The following is a 21,221-nucleotide window of genomic DNA, read 5'->3' on the forward strand; positions in this document are numbered from 1 at the left end:
GACCTCTATCAGGACAAACAATAACCATAAGATATAGTAATCATAACATAAGTATTTAGAAGTTTTCTTTTTCGTAGGGGAATGGAAGAATGGGCAGCGACTCGCAAGTCCCGAGCCTTCCCAGGTCGCAGGCTTGCAAGCCGCAGACAGACCCCCGTGCGTGTTTCAGATGGAACATCGAGCGGGACCCCTCCATCGTGCGCATCAAGGAGTAAGATGCGCGACAGTAGAAAGGTAGCGCCGTGCGCGAGATCATCAGAAAAGTCCCCATACCCACCGCAGGCGTTGCGCTCGGTTTAGCCGCGCTGGGCAACTTGCTGCAGCCCTACACCGAGATCGTTCACATCGTCTGCGGCATCCTGTCGCTGGTGCTCATCGCCATGCTCGGCGCCAAGATCGCGCTGTTCCCCGATATGATTCGCGACGACCTGCATAACTCCATCATGGCCAGCGTCAGCGCCACCCTCTTCATGACGCTCATGCAGCTGGCCGGCTACCTGGCCCCCTTCGCGTACATTCCGGCATTTGCGCTATGGTCGGCGGCCGTTGTGGCGCACCTCGCGCTGATGGGCTGGTTCACCGCTCGCTTCATCTCGCACTTCAAACTGCATGAAGTGTTTCCAACCTACTTCATCTGCTACGTGGGCATCGTCGTAGCGTCCGTCACCTCTCCGACGTTCGGCATGGAGGCAGTGGGCCATCTGCTGTTCTGGTTCGGATTCGCCTGCTACGTCGTGCTTTTGGGCTTGGTGACGTACCGCTACATGAAGCACGAGATCCCCGAAAGCGCACGCCCGCTGTTCTGCATCTACACCGCTCCCATGAGCCTGTCCCTTGTAGGCTACTTGGCCACGGCTCCCCAGCCGAACCTCGTGTTCGTCCTGGCGATGCTGGTGTTGGCGCAAGTGCTGTTCGCCGTGGTGCTGTCGCGCCTCCCCGTTCTGCTGCGCCTGCGGTTCTACCCCAGCTACGCGGCCATGACGTTCCCCTTCGTCATCACGGCCACGGCGCTCGGCAAGGCGCTCGCGTTCTTCCAGGCTAACGGCTTTGCGGTACCCGAAGTGCTGAACGTCCTGTTCGCGGCCGAGGCGGCGGTGTCGGTGCTCATGGTGGGATACGTGTTCATCCATTACCTGCACTTCTTCTTCATGCGCATCGAAGAGCCGAAGAGCGCCGCCGTCATTCGCGAGAACAAGCAGACCGCCCGCTTCTCGGAGTATTTCGAGAACTAGAGCAAGAAAGAGGCAGGCCGGAAAGTCGGCTTGCCTCTTTCGGAAGATGCTGACGGAGCCGCGCAGAAGGCGCGCGGGTGCGGGCCATCAGCCCATGCAGCTGGCTCCGGCCGCTAATCTTCCATCTCCAACGCGCGAGCGAGGATCTGCATGCGCGACTCCACGTCTTCGATGATGCGACTGCAATCCTTGAGCTCGTCGTAGGAGTCGATCCCCTGCACCTCGCTCACCGACTTGTACTTCAGATCGTGTTCCAAGCTGGCCCAGAAGTCCATGGCGATGGTGCGCAGCTGCACCTCGACGGGAATGAGTTCCTTCTTGTCAAGAAAGTACACGGGAATGCGTACGATAACGTGCAGGCTACGATAGCCGTTCAGCTTCGGATTGTTGATGTAATCTTTGATCTCGACGATCTCCAGGTCATCCTGTTTTTGCAGCAGCTCCAGCAGGTTGTACACGTCGTGGATGTACGAGCAGATCACGCGCACGCCGGCCACGTCCATGATGTAGCGCTCGAGGTTCTCCAGCGTGGGCTCTTTGCCGTAGCGCTCCAGCTTCTCGAAGATGCTGGCAGGCTTCTTTATGCGCGACTCCAGATGATGGATGGGGTTGCGGTGCTTCTTGAGATTGAGATCCTGGTCGAGGATCTCGAAGCGCACCATCATCTCGCGCATGGCAGCTTGGTACTTCTGGATGATCTCGCGGGTTTTCACCTCGGCGTCACGAAGACGCTGCAGATCGTCCAGGGGGCTGCGCAGGTCGTCGGTCAACAAAAAGGGAAAGCGGCTGGCCCCCTCGCCTCTCTGCGCCTCGACTGCAAGTCGACGATCGGACGGCTGCTGCGATGCGTCTGCCATAACGAATACTCCTTCAAGCACGGCTCTACCGATCCCATGATAGCCGAGCCGTCACGTCAACGGCGTTCCGGCTGCCGAATCCCGCGCAATCATCAGATGCGCCAGGCGGAGAGGGCTGGCGGTGCGCCGGATCCTTCGACTCCGGCGGCTCCGCCTCCTGCGCTCAGGATGGCAAGGAGATCAGCGATTGGCGCTTGCAATCGGAATGACGGAAGTCGCAAAAGACCCTAGCGGCCGTGGACGCAGATGCGGTTCTTCCCCGAACGCTTCGCCCGATACAGCGCCTCGTCGGCCTTCACGAACACGTCGCGGTACGCCAGGTCATCGTCTTCCGGCACATACACGCCCATGCTGACCGACAGGGCTTTTCCCTGCGAGCCGACCTTCACGGCTGCAAGCTGGCGCTTGACCTGTTCCAGCTTGTCCAGTGCCACTTCGAGATCGATGTTTTTCAGCAGCAGCAGGAACTCGTCGCCGCCCACGCGACCCAGCACGTCGCTTTCGCGGAAGCTCGATCTCAGCACCTTGCCCACCTCATGCAGCAACGTATCGCCCTCAATGTGACCGTACGTGTCGTTCACCTACTTGAAGTCGTCGATATCGAGCGCGACGCACACGCTGTGCCGCCGCACCGATGCGTCGGCGAGCGCCGAGGCAACCAGATCCTGCGTGGCGGTATGGTTGCTCAACCCCGTCGTCGCGTCGTTTTCCGCACGGAACCGCAGATCGTGCTCGTCATCGATATTCTCTATCAACCCTACGAGATGCCACACGCCCGCGACGTCGTGGGCAACGAACAGATTGGCGCGGTACCAGGCATAGCCCTTGCCGAAGTAGTCTGCCTGATACTCGGCGCTCACCTCGTTGGCGCCCGACCGTGCATGCTGGAACATCCTGCGCACGTCGTCCATGCTGCCAGGATGGATGATTTTGCCGCGAGTTTCCGAAAGCGTTTCCAAATAATGAGGGATAACCTGGGCTTCCATGCCCTTGCCCGTGCGATCCATGTACAAAAGCACCGTGTCGGAATCCGAATCGTAGTCGAAGCTCATCTTGTGCGTCATCTCGCTGAGCAGGCGATAGCGCTCATTCTGCCAAGAGCGTTCACGCTGATCGCGCAGCTCCGCCGTCACGTCGCTGACCACTGCGTACAGAACCAGCTCGCCGTCAGGCTCGCGCGCTACGCGACCCTGGATCCGCACGTCAATCGCCTCTCCGTTATCGCGCACCGCACGAAGACCTACGTCCAATTCGTTCCCATCCGCGATGAATTCCTGGTCGACGCAACGCTGATCGAGCCGCTTCACCTCTTCGCTCAGCTCAAGCGGCGCATCCCAATCGGGATTATCGGGCGCACCCGGAAGCCCGTCGCCGAACATGGTGCTCAGTCGGTCGTTGGCATAGCGCAGCCGCACCTCGCCATCGCGCTTCGCGAACACGCCCACGCCCACCGGCAGCTTGCCCATGGTGTCCAGCACGCGCATCATGATCCTGCGATCCTCGTTCGACACGTGTTCCGTCACGTCCTTGCTGCAGCACAGCACGGCCGACTCCGACACTCGCAGCAGAATGCTCTGGTACCAGCAGCTCCTATCTTCGAACGCCATTCGGTAGGTGCAGGCGATAGGGCTGGCGCCGTCGTCTGCAAGGCATTCGTCTATCGCGGCACGTAGGCGCAAGCGATCGTCCGGCTCGGGCAGATGGTCGGTCCAGAACTTGAGCGCCTCTTCCATGGGCATGGTTCTGTCGGCGAGCGTCCTGCCCGACGAGTACAGCGAGCGGTACGTCTTGTTCTCGCCATCGAACTCGACGATCTCGTCGTACACCGAGCACAACACCATCGAATAACGGTGTATATCCTGTTCGTAGCGCTTCTGCTGGCGGTCGGACACATCCAGGAACGCGCTTTGGACGACGGTCCTGCCGTCGATATCGCGCTCCAGCGCCGACGTGCCCTCGATCCATCCCATCGAGCCGTCGCTTCGCACGAAACGATACGTGAAGCCGATGGGCGCCGCCCCGGCCTTGAGCGCCGCAACCGTCTTGGCATGCAGCTCATCGTCGTCATCGTGGATGGGTACGATCTTACCGCCCGCCGTCCCAGCACGATATGCAGCGAAATCGGCGTACCCGAATATCTCGCATCCCGCACGGTTGACGAATAGCACGCGGGGCTCGTCGTCCACCGTATAGCGCACGATGCCGCACGGAACGGAATCGCTCAACCGGCACTGCAGCTCGCTTTGCGCCTTGAGGCGTTGCTCATTCTCCTTCTCGTTCGTCACGTCGATGAGCACGGCCACCACGTACAGCGCCGTCTCGTCTCGATACATCGTCGACGCTGAAAGATGCAGCCACGCCACCTTGCCGTCGCCGCGCAGAACGCGCATAGTGCACGACGACCGCGACGCACCCGCATCCAGTTCGGCAGCCACCGCTTCGACGCGTGCGCGATCTTCCGGATGTACCACCGCAAGCGCGTCGTCCAACGTGCGGGCCTGGTATTCCTCGCGAGTGTAGCCGATCATATCGGCAGCGGCATCGCTGAAATCCAACAGACGAATGCGATCCGCCACCTCGTAGAACGCCAGACCGCCCGGAATGGTGTCGCGCGTGGCAGCCAGCCGATCGCGCAAAGCCTGCTCCTGAGTGGTTTCCTCGGCAAGCAAATAGAGGTTGCTGAGATTGCCCGCGCGCGAGAGCAGACGGATGCGGACACGGATCCAACGCCCTCGTCCGCCGCTGCGGAAACGCAGCTCGCTCTCGGAGTCGCCGCGATCGCGCACCGCGCGCAAAATAGCCTCATGCAGCGCGGCACGATCCTCGTCCAACAGCTGCGTCAGCAGGTCCTTGCGTATCCTCTCCGCCGCGTCCAAATCATCGAGCATGCCGAACAGCTCGGCGAACTGATGGTTCGCACGCGCGATCTCCAACGTGCGGCTGTCGTATTCGGCGATGGCGGCGGCGCCCACGTAGCTGTTGAAAAAATGGGTTACCGGGGAATCCGCGTTCCAAAACTCGGATGCATCGTCCTGCAGATTCTCAATGATCGGCCGCTTGACGGACTCTCGACCGCCGTCCATCAACATGCGCTCGAACGTCTCGCGATCTACCGGACGCGAGAACAAATAGCCCTGCATGTACTCGCACCCTATGCTGGCCAGGTATGCTGCCTGCTTCTGGGTTTCCACTCCCTCGGCGATGACGGGCAGGTTCAGCCAGCGCGCCATGCGCACGATGGAGGCGAGGATGAGGCCGCCGCGCGAGCTCTCGCGCGCATCGAGGAAGCCCATGTCCAGCTTCAACACGTCCACGGGCACGTCTTTCAGCGTGTTCAGCGACGAGTATCCGCTGCCGAAGTCGTCCATCTCCACGGTGAAGCCGGCGCGGCGCAGTTCCATGACGGCTCCAACCAGCTGGTCAGGCGATTCCATGTACGCGCTTTCGGTGATCTCGAGGTTCAGCAGGCTGGGCGGCACATCGTAGCACTCCACGAGCCCCTTGAGATACGAGCACAGGTCGGATCGATAGATGTCGGCGCGCGACAGGTTCACCGACAGATGCGGCACGGCGTCGCGACCGTGCGCGTCGATCCACGCGCGCAGGCAGCGGCACGCCTGATCCCACATATAGTAATCGAAGCGGGAGATGAGGCCGTTGCGCTCGAACACGGGAATGAACTCGGCGGGACCCAGCAGACCACGCTTGGGATGCTTCCAGCGCGCGAGCACTTCGGCACCGATCATACGGCCGGTCGCATAGCAGTACTGAGGCTGGAAGAACGGCACGAACTGCCCCTGGTCGAGCGCGGTAGTCATCTCGCCCGCCATCTGCTGTTCCTTCAGCAGCGACGCGCGCAGCGTCTCGTCGTACAGCACATAGCGGCTGCCCGCAGAACCGCTCTTCGCGGCGCGCAGCGCCAAGAGCGCACGGTCGCACATGAGGTTGACGTCCAGCTCGGGATCGTCGATGGAATACACCCCTATGCGAACGAAGAAGGTGAAGTCCTGACGATAGGCAGCGAACCAGTCGTTGAACACGGCGAGCATGCGATCGGCGTCGAACAGAGAACGCGGGAAGCAGCCGATGAAATGATCGGCGCGCAACCGAGCCGCCGCCGCATTGCTCGGCAGATTGCGGCGGATCATCTCGCCGATATCAGCGAGCAGGCTATCGCCCGCCGAAGTGCCGAACAGATCGTTATACGCCTTGAAGCGATCGATGTCGCCGTACACAAGAACATACGCCTCATCGGGATGGGCGTCGATCAATGCGCGCACGCGCACGTTGAATCCGCTGCGGTTTAGAAGACCCGACAGGGCGTCGTGCTCAGAAGGCCCGAATGAGCCCCCCCCCCCGTCGGTTTTTTCTTCCTCCAGCGAGTCTTTTTCGATTCCAAATTCCCATGCAGGACGCATCGCCCTCCTCGCCTTCTTGGTAGGATGTATGACGATGGGGATACAGTTTAGCGCTTTACGCCCACCTGCGCCATCAAATGTGCCAAAGGGTTGAAGCGGAGACCCGAACGAAGCGGTGCGGGCGCCCAGGACGACAGGAGGCGACCCTACGATCGCTCGCGCTTCTTCGCCTCGTTCCACAGGGTTTCGCGCTCTTCGCTGGAGAGGTCTTCGATGGTTCGACCCTGCTGCCAGGCGGCTTGCTCCATCCAGGCCCATCGGTCGCGGAACTTGCGGCAGGTGGAGCGCAGCGCACCTTCTGCGTCCACGCCCATGCGGCGGCCCACGTTCACCAGCGAGAACAGCACGTCGCCGAGCTCGTCCTCGACGGCGGCGACGGCCGCCTCGGCCGCGGCGGGGTCGACGGCGGCGCCTGCGGAAGCGGCCGCGGCGTCCACCTTGCCGTTCGCCGCCTTGGGCGCGACGGCGTAGGCTTCTTGCAGCTCGGCGATTTCCTCGCGCACTTTCTCCCACACGCCGTCAAGCGAGTCCCACTCGAACCCGGCGGCCGCGGCCTTGCGAGATATCTTCTGCGCCTGCATGAGCGCGGGGAAGCTGGTGGGCACGCCGTCCAGCAGGCCTTCGCGCCGCTCGCCCGCACCGTCGGCCGCCTCGTCGGCGGCGCCCTTCTCCGCCATCTTCACCCGGTCCCACAGATCCAGCACGTCCCCGGCGTTGGCGGCTTGCGCCTCGCCGAACACGTGAGGATGGCGGCGGACCATCTTCTCGTTCACGTCGGCGCACACGTCGTTGATGTCGAACTCGCCGGCATCGGAAGCTATCTGGCTTTGCAACACCACCTGCAGCAGCACGTCGCCCAGCTCCTCGCGCAGGTGCGCGACATCGGCGGCTTCGATGGCGTCCACCGCCTCGTATGCCTCTTCGATCATGTTGTGCGCGATGCTCTGGTGCGTCTGCGTGCGATCCCACGGGCATCCGTCCGGCGCGCGCAGCGCGGCGATGGTGGCGACGAACTGGTCGAACGACGGATGGCTGCAGGGGTTGGCCGCAAGCTGGCTTGCGAGGGGCGCGGCAGGAGACGGGGATGCGATGGGCGGCGTGGGTTCGGAGGCAGTCATGGAGATCCTTTCTTCGGTTGCTCAACAGCAGTATACCGCCGCGCGAGGGGCGTGGTATGCTGCACGACAATGCGAAAGGATATCGGTATGAACCAACCCGCCGACACGAACGACCTGCCCGTGCGCGTACGCCGCGCCGCGTGGCTGGCGCGCGCAGCGTTTCTGCTGGTGTTTGCCATCAACGTGCAGTGCGCGGCGTCGTTCGTGCTTTGGCCCGATGCCTACGCACCGTCGTTCGAGGTGGCGGGCGTGCCGGGCGCCGCGGCCGTGCAGGGCCTCGGCATCGCGTTCCTCATGTGGAACGCCACCTACCCCGCCGTCATCGCCAGCCCGCTGCGCTTCCGCGCCGTGGCCGTCATCGTGCTGGTGCAGCAGGCCATCGGCCTTGCCGGCGAATCGTGGCTGCGCTTCGGGCTGCCCGCCGGCCACGCCGCGCTTTCCGCCAGCATCGAGCGCTTCATCCTGTTCGACGCCGCAGGCCTCGTGCTGATGGCGGCCGCCTTCGGGTGGCTGCTCTGGGTGAAGCGTGCAACGCCCCAGACCTGAGAGCGTGCAACGCCCCGGGCTCGAAATGGCAAAAAGATGCCGAATTCGGAAACCATCGCGCCCCTCAGGAGGGCACGGCATGCCTGTATCCATGAAGGGCACTTCGATGACCAGGTATTACGAGAAAGAGCGTTTTTCGCAGCGCCTGCGGCACGCTCCGAAACTTCCGAATTCAAGCCTTTTTCGCCACCGGCGGCTCCATCGGATGCACGGGATCGGACATGGGGCGAGAAAGATGCGGCGCAACCGGAAAATAGCAGCCACGACATAGCAGAATCGGATATGCTGGCAGCCGAACCGAAAAAGAAACAGCGAGGAGCATCATGATCGATACCGCACCCGCCCCGGCCGCGCAGCTCTCCCCCGAAGCGCTCGCACAGGTTCGCATCTTCCAGCAGAACGAGGTGACCGAATCCGAAGTGTACCGGCGCATCGCGGCCGGCACCAAGGACGAGAGCAACCGCGCCGCGTTGCTGCGCATCGCCGACGAGGAGGCGAAGCACGCCGCCATCTGGCAGCGCTACACCGGCGAGGCGACGAAGCCCCAGCGCGGCAAGGTGCTGCGATTCTCCCTTATCGCGCGCGTGTTCGGCTTCACGTTCGCCGTCAAGCTGATGGAGCGGGGCGAGGAGAAGGCCCAGATCTCCTACGAGGAGCTGGCGAAAGAAGCGCCCGAGGCGCTGAGCATCCGCGCCGACGAGGAATCGCACGAGCAGGCGCTGCTGGCGATGCTGGACGAGGAGCGCCTGTCGTACGTGGGCAGCATGGTGCTGGGCATGAACGACGCCATGGTAGAGATGACCGGTACGCTGGCGGGTCTGACGCTGGCTATGCAGAACACGCGTCTCATCGCGCTTTCGGGTCTGATCACCGGCATAGCGGCCACGCTGTCGATGGCGTCGAGCGAGTACCTGTCGTCGAAGAGCGAGGGGCGTCCCGACGCGCTGAAGTCGGCTTCGTACACGGGCGTCGCCTACCTCGTGACGGTAGCGCTGCTGATTCTGCCGTACCTGCTGTTCGACGAGTCGCACTACCTGTGGGCCATGGGTACCATGGTGGTCATCGTGCTGCTGATACTCGTGGTGTTCAACTACTATCTCTCGGTGGCGCAGGATCTACCGTTCAAGAAGCGGTTCGGCCAGATGGCCGGCATCAGCCTGGGCGTGGCGGCGCTGTCGTTCGTCATCGGCATCCTGGTGAAGCAGTTCCTGGGCGTGGATATCTAAGTGGCGCGAAAAGGGACAGTCCCCTTTCGCGCCATTCGTGAGCGTATCGAAGGCGTGTCAAATCACCCGTCCCTTTGACACGCTTGGTACAGCTCCGCTTTGAAACGTTCCGTAGTTTTCTCAAACCAATTGAGAAAACTACGGAATACCCGCCGGATTCTCAACTCAATTTCGTTTTTAGCACCTCGCTTCGCTCCTTCGCACGCATGGTCGGGAGCTACGCCAAAATCGCCTTCAAGTCCTCCTCCGGCGTGGTGATGGGGCGGACGTCGAACTCACGCACCAGCACGTCCAGCACGCCGGGCGACACGAATGCGGGCAGAGTCGGACCCAGGTAGATTCCGCGAATCCCCAGATGCAACAGCGTCAGCAGGATGGACACGGCCTTCTGCTCGTACCACGACAGCACCAGCGTCAGCGGCAGGTCGTTCACGCCGCAGTCGAACGCCTCGGCCAGCGCCACGGCCACGCGGATGGCGCCGTACGCGTCGTTGCACTGACCCATGTCCATGATGCGCGGCAGACCGCCGATAGTGCCCAAGTCCAGGTCGTTGAAGCGGAACTTGCCGCACGCCAGCGTCAGGATGATGCTGTCGTCGGGAGCCTGCTGCACGAAGTCGCGGAAGTAGCTGCGGCCCGGACGCGCACCGTCGCAGCCGCCCACAAGGAAGAAACGGCTGATGGCGCCTTGCTTCACCGCGTCGACCACGGTGTCGGCCACGCCGAGGACGGCGCTGTGGCCGAAGCCCGTGGTGAACGTGCCGGTCGTATCGGTTGCAGCCGCATAACCGCCCAGCTCCAGCGCACGCTGGATGAGCGGCTCGAAGTCTTTCCCGCCGTCGGGCGCAGCCTCAACGTGCATCATGCCGGGGTACGCCACAGGACCGGTGGTGAACACGCGGTCGGCGTAGGAGGCCGCCGGCGGCATGAGGCAGTTCGTGGTGAACAGGACGGGCGCGGGCAGGTCGGCGAACTCGACGCGCTGGCTCTGCCATGCGGTTCCCACATTGCCCTTGAGGTGGGCATAGCGCTTCAACTCGGGATACGCGTGCGCGGGAAGCAGCTCGCCGTGCGTGTAGACGTTCACGCCGCGGCCTTCCGTCTGATCGAGCAGCAGCTTGAGGTCGTGCAGGTCGTGACCAGAGACCACGATGAAGGGGCCGGCTTCCACCGCGCGCGTCACCGTGGTGGGCTCCGGCGTGCCGAACGTCTCGGTGTTCGCCCGATCGAGCAACTCCATACAGCGCAGGTTCACCTCGCCCACCTTGAGCGACAGCGGCAGCAACACGTCGGCGTCGGCCTCGTCGTCGGCCAGCGCGGCCAAGCCTTCATGCAGGAAGGACGACACCGCGTCGTCGCGATAGCCCAGCGCCGCTGCATGATAGGCGTAGGCCGCCAGCCCGCGCAGACCGAACAGCACCAGCGACTTGAGCGAACGCGCGTCCTCGGGTGCGTTCCACAGCATGGCCAGATCGTAGTCGGGCGCAGCCTCCACCTGCGCCGACGCTGCAACGGAATCGCGCTCGGCATGGACGCGCGCGAGGAGGTCGGCCAAGGCCGCATCGTCGAAATCAACGTTCGTCAGCGTAGCGAACAAACCTTCCATCGCAAGATCGTCCGCCGTTCGCCGCGCGTCCCCGTTCATCCCCGCAGCACGTACGGTTCGCGCCAGAGCAACGAGCGCGCCCGTCACCTCGTCCTGCAAAACAGCCGTGCTCGCCTGCTTGCCGCACACGCCGGTCGCCCCGGTGCAGCCAGTGCATCCAGCCGTCTGCTCGCATTGGAAGCAGAACATCGTCGCCGTATCGCCCATGTCTCGTCCTCTCTTGCGCCTGCGCTCAAACCCCGCCAGAGCGGCGCGAAAGGGGACTGCCCCCCCTTCGCGCCGCATGCCGTTCACGGTGCAGTGCGCAGCGCTCGGTCATCGCTTGCTTGCCTGATGACGCTTACCCTACGATACTGGTTCAAGCATTTCCGTTGTATTTACAACAAAGGAGCCCTATGGAACACCACCTGCCCCTCATCGGCCGATCGCCCCTGTTCGCGAACATCGACGCCGCCGACCTCGCGCCCATGCTGCAGTGCCTGGGCGCGCGGAATCGCACGTTCCCCAAAGGCTCCTACCTCTTCCGCGTGGGCGACCGCACCACGGCGATGGGTATCATGCTGGAAGGCTCGGTACGGCTGGAGAAGGAGGACTACTGGGGCAACCGCAGCATCCTCGCATCGTTCGGACCGGGCCAATCGTTCGCCGAAGTGTATGCCTGCGAGCCCGACCTGGCCTTCGACATCAACGTGGTGGCAGCCGAAGACGCGACCGTGCTGTTCCTGGACATCGGGCGCGTGACCACCATGTGCCCGTCGTCGTGCGCGTTCCACGCTCGGCTCATCCGCAACCTGCTGGGCATCGTGGCGAAGCGCACCCACGCGCTGACGCGCAAAATCGAGCACACCACGAAGCGCACGACGCGAGCCAAGCTGCTGTCGTACCTCTCCGACCAGGCGGAAGCCGCGCACGCCAGCCGCTTCGTCATCCCGTTCGACCGCCAGGAGCTGGCCGACTACCTCTCCGTGGATCGTAGCGCCATGTGCGCCGAGCTGTCGCGGATGAAAAGGGACGGCCTCATCGACTACAATAGGAACCAGTTCGAGATCGTGCGAAGGAGCGCCCTATGATCGACCCGCGCAAAGCAGCCCTCATCATCATCGACATGCAACACGGGTTCCTCGACTCCTCGTCGGCGCTATGCGTGGCGGGAGCCGCAGCCACCGTGCCCGCCTGCACGCGAGCGCTCAACCGAGCGCGCGAGCTGGGAATGCCCGTGTTCCACGCCATCCGCGAGTACGCCGCCGACGGCTCGGATGTGGAAGCCGCGCGGCATCGCGGCTGGGTGGAAGGCGGCAAGCCCGTGTCGCGCGCCTGCGCCAGCCCGCGCACGCTGGACGAGTACGAACCGCTGGCGCCGCAGCCGGGCGACCGCGTGATCGTGAAGCCGCGTTTCTCCGCGTTCTTCGCCACGCAGCTGGACCTGGTGCTTCGCCGCCTGGGCGTGGGCACCGTCGTGCTCATCGGCACCACCACGCCGAACTGCATCCGCACCACCTGCTACGACGCGCTGTCGCTCGACTACAATGTGGTGCTGCTGGAAGACTGCACGTCGTCGCGCACGCCGGAGGTGCAAGCGGCGAACATCGAAGACATGGCCTTCATCGGCGCCCACATCATGACCTGCGACGAATTCTGCGAACGCGGTCTAGCGAACGTGGAAGACGTGGCGGGCGGAGTGCGCGAGGCATGCTTCGAGGAGGCAGCCCGATGATCGAGAACGTGGAAACGCTGGACGATCCGCGGCTGGATGCGTTCGCGCGGCTGACCGAGGCGCAGCTGCGCAGCAAGCTGGAGCCGGAGAAAGCGCTGTTCATCGCCGAGTCGGGGAAGGTCATCGAGCGCGCGCTGGCGGCTGGCATGGAGCCTCTGTCGCTGCTCATGGAAGCGAAATGGCTGCCCGCGATGCAGCCGATCATCGACGAGATCTCCGCGCGCTGGGGCGACGGCGTCCCCGTGTTCGTCGCACCGCACGACGAGTTGACGAAGCTCACCGGGTTCGAGCTGACGCGCGGCGCGCTGGGAGCGTTCCGCCGCCCGCAGCTGCCCAGCGTGGCCGATATCGTACGCGGAGCGCGGCGCATCGCGGTGCTGGAAGACATCACGAACCACACGAACGTCGGCGCCATCTTCCGCTCGGCCGCAGCCCTCGGCATCGACGCCGTGCTGGTGACGCCCGCCTGCTACGATCCGCTGTACCGGCGCGCCGTGCGCGTGTCGATGGGCACGGTGTTCCAAGTGCCGTGGACGCGCATCGGCGAAGAGGCCGGCGCGGGCGCGACGGGCACGGGCGGCTGGGCTCCCACCGGCGTGCCGCTGCTGCATGAGCTGGGCTTCAAGACCGCGGCCTTCGCGCTGACGGACGACTCGGTGCCGCTGGACGATCCCGCCCTCAACGCCGAGGAGCGCCTGGCGCTGGTGTTCGGCACCGAGGGCGACGGCCTCGCGCACGACACCATCGCCCGCTGCGACTACACCGTGCGCATCCCTATGGCCTGCGGGGTGGACTCGCTCAACGTGGCCGCCGCCAGCGCCGTGGCCTTCTGGCAGCTGCGCCGGTAGGTTGATGTCTCGCTCTACACCGTGTCGCCAGGGTGGCCGGTGTGGTTCACCTTCGTGGCCAACGGGTGCTCCTTGAGCGTGAGCATCAGCACGAAGCCCACCACTAGCAACGGCACCACGTACAGGAAGATAGGCACGAGCGCGTCGCTGTACGCCGAGGTGATGATGGCGCGCGTGCCGCTGTCGAGGTGCTGCACGAAATCGGGCGTGATGCGGTTCATGTTGATGTTGTCCACGTGCGGCAGCTTGGCGGCCAAGTCGGCAGTCAGGCGCGACGTGAACAGCGCGCCCACCAGCGACGCGCCCAGCGTGGAGCCGATCTGCCGGAAGAAGTTGTTCGCCGCCGTCGCCGTGCCCACGATGGCGTGCGGGAACTCGTTCTGCACGATGAGCACGAGGATCTGCTGGCCCAGACCGATGCCGAAGCCCAGCACGAACAGGAACACGCCCGTCACCACCAGCGGCGTGCCCACGGTCAGCTGCGACAGCAGCACGAACCCCACGGCCGTCACGGCGCACGACGCGATGGGCATCCACTTGTAGCGGCCCGTTTTCGTGGCGAGGAAGCCCGTGCCCACCGCCGTGATCAGCACGCCCGCCATCATCGGCACCGTCATGAGACCCGCCTGCTCGGGCGCCAGCCCCTCGACGATCTGGAAGTACGTGGGCAGGTACGATATGGTTCCCATCATGCCCAGCATGATGAACATTCCGGTGACCGTGCACACCACGAAGTTGCGGTTCTTGAACAGCAGCATGGGGATGATGGGCTCCTTCGCCTTGCGTTCCACCAGTACGAACGCAACCGCCGCCACGAAGAACAGCGCGAACAGCGCGAATATCTGCGGCGAGATCCACGGAAACAGCGTGCCGCCCCACGCCGTGGCCAGCACCAGCGACGACACCGACACGGCCATGGCCATCATGCCGCCGATGTCGATAGGCGGGCGGTCGTCGCGCCGCACGGGCTTCGTCAGGAAGAACGCCACGGCCGCGATGGCCAGCAGCGCCAGCGGGATGTTGAACGCGAACAGCCAGCGCCACCCCGTCACCTGCACGAACCAGCCGCCCAACAGCGGCCCCACCACCGTGGACACCGCGAACACCGAGCCCATGAGGCCCATGTACTTCCCTCGCTGACGCGGCGGGATGATGTCGGCGATGGTAGCTTGCGCCAGGATGATAAGGCCGCCTCCGCCGAGCCCCTCCACGGCGCGGCCCGCGATGAGGCCGTCCATGCTGGGCGCGAGCCCGCACGTGGCCGACCCCACGATGAAGATGGACAGCGCGATGATGAACAGGTATTTGCGGCCGAACAGGTCGCCCAGCTTGCCGTAGATTGGCATCATGACGGTGGACGCCAGGATGTACGCCGTGGTCACCCACTGCATATGGTCGACGCCGCCCAGATCGCCCACGATGGTGGGAAGCGCGGTGGCCGTCACCGTCTCGGACAGCGTGCTGACGAACATGGCCAGCAGCAAGCCAGCGAACACGGCGGCCACGCCGCGCGAATGCTCGGGTTTGGGCTCGCTCGCGGGCACGCCGCCCTGCCGCGCCGACGCTGCGGCAAGCTCGTGCGCGCGGGTGCGCGCCGCCGCGTCGCGGGCCGCGTCGGACGTGGCCGAGGCCGAGACATGGCCGGAGCGTGCTGCGGTCGAAGGCGCATCAAAGGCCGCCGCGCGCTCGGCATCGTCGACGGTCGAGGTCAGCGGGGTGGTTTCGGGTTCGTCGCTTTCGTGCACGCGCGCCGCGTCCGCGGGCGCGAGCGCCGTCCGGTCTATGCCTTCCATGCCTGCTCCTTATCGCTGCGTGATCCTTTCCAGTATGGTCGCGGTCGCGCGGACGAGCATGCGGCCGCAGCACACGGAAACCGAACGGTCAGCAGAGCGTCGCGCACTCGTGGGGAAGCCCGCCAACGCCCGAACGAGGCCCGCGAGCAGAGGAGGAATGCTGGCGCGGAATGATGGCCTGGCAGGTCGCGATGCCGTCCTCGCCGAGGCCCTCCCGCGTCGGAACGCGAATGTTTCACGTGAAACATTCGTACGCCACCGTCCGCTCTCCCTTCCGATGCGCTATGCGTTTTGCATGCGCGCGAAACCTGTCCGCTACTCGGCGCGCGCGTCGAGTAGAATACGGGGAACGAGGAGGGAGGGGATATGCAGCACGAAACCAAGCCGGAATCCGCGGGCGCGAAACGCACGCTCGCGGGCAGCGCCGTGGGATACGGCATCGTGTGCGGGCTGACGTTCCCCCTCATGATCTCCAGCACGTTCCTTCAGGAGATGAGCCTGTCGCACGGGGCGGGCGATGCGTTCGGCGCACTGTTCTTCCTCGCGTACGCGCTGACGATGGCCGGCACCGCGCTGGCCTACGCTCTGCGCCGCAAGCCCACGCGCCGCGCGCGCATCGTCAGCGCCTTCGCCGCAGCCTTCCTGGGCAACGCCCTCATGTTCGCGCGGCTGGTGGGGCTCATCGAGGGCGGCTGGCCGTACGCCATCGCCGCCTCGAGCCTGATCGGCTACGGATTGGCCACCGCCGAGCTTGCATGGATGGCGCGCATCACCAGCCTACACGAGCGCGGCCAGGTGTCGCTTGCGCGCACCGTGCCGCTGTCGTTTCTGTGCGGCGGGGCGGTGGCGGCCGTCATCTTCGTCGCATCGGGCACCTTCGAGCTGCTGTTCGCGCTGGCCATCATCGTGGTTTCGGCGTTGCCGCTTGCGCGCACGGCACCGATGGATGCAACGGCGCGGCGCGTCAGCCTCGCGCAGGGCGGCGCGGGCGACTTCGTGAAAGCGGTGTCGTACCTGGCGGTGTTCTCGTTCGTGTTCGGCGCGGTGAGCCAGGTGGCAACCGTGGTCGAGGAGCCCGTGCCCATCGCCGCGCAGGCCGTGCTGGACATCTTGCTGGCAGCCGGCATCATGCTGGCGTACGTGGTGCGCAAGAAGCACGCGTTGTCGGTGGGCGATTTGTACGACATCCTGTTCCCCATCGTGGCCGTGGCGCTGATCGCGCTGCCGTTCATCACTTCGCCCATCGTGCACGTGATTGCGGCGGTGCTCGTGTTCGTGGCGTTCTACCTGTCGGGCATGAACGTTCGCATCGCCGTGTGCCTGCTGGGCGAACGCGACCACGTATCAATGTGGGTGTACCTGAGCGTTGCGCTGGGGGCGTCGGCGCTGCTGATCCTCGGAGGCGTCGCGTTCGGCGCGGCGGTGATCGCGCAGGATGTGCTGGTGACGGGACTCGCGCTCATCTCACTTGTGTCGCTGTTCGTGCTGGCGCTCAACCCCATCGTGGCGAAGCGGCTGGAAACCCGACGCGCGCAGAAGGAAGCGCCGTCGTCGTCGCCTGTACCCGAGACGAGCGACGTGCGCACGATGCAAGTCGATCTGCTGCGCTCGTTCGCCGCCGCCCATGCCCTCACCGCCCGTGAAACCGACGTGCTGATCCTGTTGTGCCAAGGCCGCACGCGCACGTACATCGCCGACGAGCTGGGGCTGTCGCCGAACACCATCAAGGGCTACATCCACAACGTGTACCAGAAGAGCAGCGCCGTCGACAAGCAAGACCTCCTCGACCGCGTCGAGCTCCACGCGGAGGGACGCCCGCTGTCGTCCTGAGCGAGCGCAGCATTCGACAGGCCAGCAGACTGTCGAACTCCCGAGCGCGCGAAGCGAGCGCAGGGAGACCCGCTAAGCGCGGGGTCGAAGGATCCCGTGCGGCGGCAGCTGCGGCGCTTCCAGTTGGCACCGCACGGGATCCTTCGACCCCGCGCCTTACGGCGCTGCGCTCAGGAAGACAAGGTGTGCAGCAGCGTTCCGCCTCCCGACCCGCCTTCGTGCCTCCACCCTCCACCCCTCCACTATGGAGGGTTTTCGCAATCCACCCACTTTGGCGCTGGCGGGGCGACCCCGTTCCCTGGCAGGATGGCGACAGCGGATCGACCGGAGGAGGGTCGGCCGCCGACAAGAAGCATCGTCGAACAGGGAGGATCATCATGAGCACAGAGGGAAAGAACATCGCATCCGCAGGCGTTTCGCGCCGCTCGTTCCTTATGGGACTGGGCGCGACGGCAGCCGTCGTAGCCGGAAGCGGCCTCGCCGGCTGCGCGCCGCAAAGCACCGCGGCGCCCGCAAGCGCCGAAAGCGGCTCCGATGCCGCAAGCGCCAACAACACGTCGAGCGCAACCGGCGCCCAGAAGCCCGACACCATCCAAGCCGCCGCCGAGACCCCGGCCGAGAAGCAGGAAACCAAGGACGTCGACTTCGTCATCGTGGGCAGCGGCGTGGCCGGCATGAGCGCGGCCGTGGAGGCCTCGCGCGCCGGCGCCAAGGTGGTCGTGCTTGAAAAGCACAACGTGACCGGCGGCGATTCGTCCATCTGCTCCGGCAACTTCTATTGCTGCGGCGCGAAGAAGCAGGACGAGCTGGGCTACACGGACTATGGCACACCCGAGGAGGTGGCGCAGTTCTTCTTCGATCAGTCCGACGGCGACGCGAACATGGACATCTGCCGCCTCGTGGCCGAGGGCGGCGGCGCGGCCATGGATTGGCTGGTGGAGCTGGGCTGCGACTTCGACAAGAAGCCCGGCGACAACGTGTCCGACCGCTCCATGCTGTCGACCACCAGCGGCAAGGGCATCGTGGACAACCTCATCGCCGAAGCCGAGAAGAACGGCGTGGAAATCATGATGGAAACGCGCGCCATCGAAGTGCTCATGGACGGCGGCAAGGCCGCGGGCGTGAAGGCGCGCCAGGGCAAGACCGAGTACACCATCAACGCGAAGGCCGTCATGCTGGCTTCGGGCGGCTTCGACGGCCAGGATTGGGCGAAGGAGCTGTACGCGCCGGGTGCCGTGGGTTGGCACACGTTCAGCAGCCCCAGCAACACGGGCGACGGCATCGAGCTGGCGAAGCAGGCCGGCGCCATGACGCTGCTGAAGGGCGGCCTGTCGCAGATCCACCTGGTGGGCCGCGAACCGCTGCCCCTCAACGACGAGCTGAGCGCGCTGCGCATGGTGAACACGGGCGTGTTCGTCACCGACCTGGGCTATCGTTGCGCGAACGAGTCTATGACCAGCCAGTTCGATTACTTCACGCCGTTCGTGGAAAGCGGCCGCAAGGAATTCACCATCATCTGCGACTCGCAGCAGCCCGACAAGCGCATGGAGCTTATCAAGAAGGGCGTGGAGAAGGGCGTCGTCGACACGGCCGACACCATCGAGGAGCTGGCCGAGGCGGCCGGGCTGCCCTCCTACCCGCTGATGAAGACCATCGAGCGCTATAACGAGCTGTGCGAGGCCGGTGAGGACGCCGACTTCCACAAGAAGCCCGAAGACCTGCAGGCCATCGAGAAGGCGCCGTTCTACGCCATCCAGATCACACCGAACACGAACGACTCGTTCGGCCAGCTGGCCATCAGCACGAAGGCCGAAGTGCTGGACGCCGACCGCAAGCCCGTCCCCGGCCTGTATGCCGGCGGCACGCTGGGCAACGCCGAGCTGTTCTACATGCGCTACGCCGTGAGCGGCTCGTCCATGTGCATGGGCACCGTCACCGGCCGCATCGCCGCCCAGTCGGCTCTGGAGTACTACGGCGCGTAACGCGCCGAACGCTCGGGAGCCGGCACGCCCGACGCCCGAGCGTCATCACACCGCCTTCCCTCCCCTCACGCCCTCCGGCTCTCGCCGGAGGGCGCTTTGCATACGAACGGGTCGCAGCCGCATCGTGGCCGCCGGCTCTCAAAACCGTCGTTCGGGCTCCTTCTCCTGTTCGACCCCGAATGTTTCACGTGAAACATTCGTACGCTTGTTGATCCTTGCGCGCATAGCCAGCGCTTCGCCGAGCCGCGGGCTATGCCTCGCGCCAGCAGCAGCCGTCGTCGTCTCGCAGCCCGCGGCCGCCTCCGTGCAACCGACAGCACGGCCAATGGCGAAAAGGCGTCGAATTCGGAAGTCGCTGCGCCTCTCCTCAGAAAGCAGGAAAGGGCCTCTCCCGATAACGCCCGGTCAAAACGATCCCGTCTCCAGCATCATGCGCCGATGCCGAACAGGGACGCCCGCTCGCTTCCGAATTCGGTATCTTTTTGCCATTGCGAGACCAGCCGGGGGGCACGAAGGGCCGTCAAGCAGACAGCGCGGTGCCTTGTGAAGACGATATCGCATGTTCGTAAAATTCTAATACTATGCTTGACTTTGTAATCTGTATGCAATAGCGTTACAGTTACTTACCGTCGACCCTAGCGCTCCCCTTAGGAGGACGTTGCAGCTCATGAATAGCCGTATGAGAAAACACGCGGCGCTGGCCGTCGTCACGCTGGCCGCAGCCGGAGCGCTCACCCTGGCGGCATGCGCGGAAACGCCCGCCGCATCATCCGACGCGCCCGCAATTCAAAACCAAAGCAAAAGCGAGGAATCCATGACAAACGAACGCAACGGCGGGTACGCCACAATTTCCGAGGACGAGGCGGTTGCCATGATGAGCGAAAACTCCGCAACCCTTGTAGACGTCCGCACCGCACGCGAATATGCTGACGGGCACATCCCCGGAGCCATCAACATACCCGTCGAAACCATCGGCTCCGTCAAACCCGCCGGCCTTCAAGGCGTGGACGAAAACGCCTCCATCATCGTCTACTGCCGGACCGGCGTGCGCAGCGAACACGCTTCGAACATGCTTCTCAACCTGGGTTACAAGCACGTGTTCGACCTGGGCGGCATCGTCGACTGGAACGGCGAAAAGGTGGCCGGAACCGAGCCAGGCAGCTTCGCAGGCGACGCGCAGTAGAATCTGTCGCCTTGGAGGTCCGTGCGTGTCCCGCCGGAAACGACACGTGGACAGGTATGGGCAACCGCTCCGCTAAGCCAACTGCGGAACGCGCACGGATCTCCAAGGCGACAAACCGAAACGCTCGTCAGACCGAGCGTCCGCGAACATGCGTAGAACGGGAGGGGAACGTGCGCCGCAAGCCGTCGGCGCACGCGTCAAAGCCGTGCGGATGCGGCGGATCCCTGTCCAAGCTCCGCCGCACCCGCACGAAACGCCCGCGAATCACGCGAATGAGACAATAGCCCCGTCCCTTTGTCTCATCGAAACGGCCTCATTGCCCGGGGCCGTTTCGCGTTCGGAAGGTTATTTCGCGATCAGCACGGGGATGGGCGATGCGTGCAACAGCTTGTGGCTGACGCTGCCCATGTACTCCTTGAGCCCGCTCAGGCCACGGTTGCCCACAATCAGCAGGTCGTAGTCGCGCTGGCCGATCAGCTTGACAATCTCGGTGGCCGGATTCGTGCCGGTTAGCAGCAGCGAGTCGGTGCGCGCGGCAACGTCCTCGCCCATCTTCTGCTCGGCCTCGGCCAGCAGATCCTCGCCGTCGGAGATCATCATGTCGAGAATGTCCTTGAAGTTCGCCATCTGCGTTTCGTCGAGCAGCGGGATAGGCACCACGTACACGACGTCCACATGCGCCTCGGGATTCACTGCAGCCAGGCTGGCGGCCATGGCGAGCGCGCGGTCGGCACCCTCGGATTCGTCGAACGCCACGAGCAACTTGTTAACGGCCATGGTGGGCCTCCTCTCGGTCGCGGCGAGCGCGGTGCGCCGCCTGAAAACGTCCTACCTCCAGTATAGGGCTTTCAGCGCGGGCAGGGAAACA

General features: G+C 64.5%; 16 protein-coding genes. 9 read left to right on the forward strand and 7 right to left on the reverse strand.

What is annotated here, in order from left to right:
* Positions 1-242: 242 nt before the first annotated feature.
* On the forward strand, positions 243-1,232 hold the full coding sequence (locus GT613_RS10105; protein WP_114538443.1) for a TDT family transporter: 990 nt from the start codon (positions 243-245) through the stop codon (positions 1,230-1,232).
* A gap of 113 nt (positions 1,233-1,345) precedes the next feature.
* Here GT613_RS10105 and GT613_RS10110 read toward each other — a convergent pair whose 3' ends face one another.
* The 4 genes from GT613_RS10110 to mazG all read right to left on the reverse strand — a co-directional run bounded on the left by GT613_RS10110 (position 1,346) and on the right by mazG (position 7,625).
* The gene (locus GT613_RS10110) at positions 1,346-2,089 is read right to left on the reverse strand and encodes a GTP pyrophosphokinase family protein (RefSeq protein WP_009608174.1); all 744 of its coding nucleotides are present in this window, start codon (positions 2,087-2,089) and stop codon (positions 1,346-1,348) included.
* A gap of 227 nt (positions 2,090-2,316) precedes the next feature.
* Positions 2,317-2,670 carry a GGDEF domain-containing protein gene (locus GT613_RS15510; protein WP_009608102.1) on the reverse strand — a complete coding sequence of 118 codons (354 nt, stop codon included), beginning with the start codon at positions 2,668-2,670 and terminating at the stop codon, positions 2,317-2,319.
* Positions 2,671-6,369, reverse strand: coding sequence for an EAL domain-containing protein (locus GT613_RS10115; RefSeq protein WP_370516126.1), 3,699 nt, complete (start codon positions 6,367-6,369; stop codon positions 2,671-2,673). It lies immediately after the preceding gene.
* 284 nt (positions 6,370-6,653) lie between these two features.
* Complete coding sequence (gene mazG, locus GT613_RS10120) at positions 6,654-7,625, reverse strand: nucleoside triphosphate pyrophosphohydrolase (RefSeq protein WP_021410410.1); 972 nt, start codon at positions 7,623-7,625, stop codon at positions 6,654-6,656.
* An 87-nt stretch (positions 7,626-7,712) separates the two neighbouring features.
* Here mazG and GT613_RS10125 point away from each other — a divergent pair, with 87 nt between their 5' ends.
* Together GT613_RS10125 and GT613_RS10130 are read left to right on the forward strand one after the other, a co-directional pair.
* Entirely contained in the window at positions 7,713-8,171 is a 459-nt protein-coding gene (locus tag GT613_RS10125) for a hypothetical protein (RefSeq protein ID WP_009305792.1), read from the forward strand.
* Between the two features lie 323 nt (positions 8,172-8,494).
* Entirely contained in the window at positions 8,495-9,397 is a 903-nt protein-coding gene (locus tag GT613_RS10130) for a VIT1/CCC1 transporter family protein (RefSeq protein WP_114551876.1), read from the forward strand.
* 217 nt (positions 9,398-9,614) lie between these two features.
* Here the strand turns inward: GT613_RS10130 and hcp are convergent, their stop codons facing one another.
* Complete coding sequence (gene hcp / locus GT613_RS10135) at positions 9,615-11,210, reverse strand: hydroxylamine reductase (protein WP_009608094.1); 1,596 nt, start codon at positions 11,208-11,210, stop codon at positions 9,615-9,617.
* A 188-nt stretch (positions 11,211-11,398) separates the two neighbouring features.
* Here hcp and GT613_RS10140 point away from each other — a divergent pair, with 188 nt between their 5' ends.
* The 3 genes from GT613_RS10140 to GT613_RS10150 are packed head-to-tail and all read left to right on the forward strand — an operon-like array spanning position 11,399 to position 13,565.
* The gene (locus tag GT613_RS10140; RefSeq protein WP_009608179.1) at positions 11,399-12,073 is read left to right on the forward strand and encodes a Crp/Fnr family transcriptional regulator; all 675 of its coding nucleotides are present in this window, start codon (positions 11,399-11,401) and stop codon (positions 12,071-12,073) included.
* A complete protein-coding gene (locus GT613_RS10145; RefSeq protein ID WP_009608165.1) occupies positions 12,070-12,717 on the forward strand; it encodes a cysteine hydrolase family protein in 648 nt (215 codons plus the stop codon). The genes GT613_RS10140 and GT613_RS10145 overlap by 4 nt, the downstream gene beginning before the upstream one ends.
* Positions 12,714-13,565, forward strand: coding sequence for an RNA methyltransferase (locus GT613_RS10150; RefSeq protein ID WP_009608044.1), 852 nt, complete (start codon positions 12,714-12,716; stop codon positions 13,563-13,565). Before GT613_RS10145 ends, GT613_RS10150 begins: the two co-directional genes overlap by 4 nt.
* Before the next feature lie 14 nt (positions 13,566-13,579).
* Here the strand turns inward: GT613_RS10150 and GT613_RS10155 are convergent, their stop codons facing one another.
* Complete coding sequence (locus tag GT613_RS10155) at positions 13,580-15,358, reverse strand: MDR family MFS transporter (RefSeq protein ID WP_009608070.1); 1,779 nt, start codon at positions 15,356-15,358, stop codon at positions 13,580-13,582.
* Between the two features lie 366 nt (positions 15,359-15,724).
* Between GT613_RS10155 and GT613_RS10160 the strand changes: the two genes are divergently transcribed.
* From GT613_RS10160 to GT613_RS10170, 3 genes are all read left to right on the forward strand, one after another.
* On the forward strand, positions 15,725-17,188 hold the full coding sequence (locus GT613_RS10160; RefSeq protein WP_009305785.1) for a helix-turn-helix transcriptional regulator: 1,464 nt from the start codon (positions 15,725-15,727) through the stop codon (positions 17,186-17,188).
* Between the two features lie 377 nt (positions 17,189-17,565).
* Positions 17,566-19,170, forward strand: coding sequence for an FAD-dependent oxidoreductase (locus GT613_RS10165; protein ID WP_015759883.1), 1,605 nt, complete (start codon positions 17,566-17,568; stop codon positions 19,168-19,170).
* Positions 19,171-19,849: 679 nt separating this feature from the next.
* A complete protein-coding gene (locus GT613_RS10170) occupies positions 19,850-20,353 on the forward strand; it encodes a rhodanese-like domain-containing protein (RefSeq protein ID WP_009305783.1) in 504 nt (167 codons plus the stop codon).
* Positions 20,354-20,698: 345 nt separating this feature from the next.
* Here GT613_RS10170 and GT613_RS10175 read toward each other — a convergent pair whose 3' ends face one another.
* Positions 20,699-21,130, reverse strand: coding sequence for a universal stress protein (locus GT613_RS10175; protein WP_009305782.1), 432 nt, complete (start codon positions 21,128-21,130; stop codon positions 20,699-20,701).
* Positions 21,131-21,221 lie beyond the last annotated feature (91 nt).

The organism is Eggerthella sp. BIOML-A4, from assembly GCF_009875575.1.
Lineage (GTDB): Bacteria > Actinomycetota > Coriobacteriia > Coriobacteriales > Eggerthellaceae > Eggerthella > Eggerthella lenta.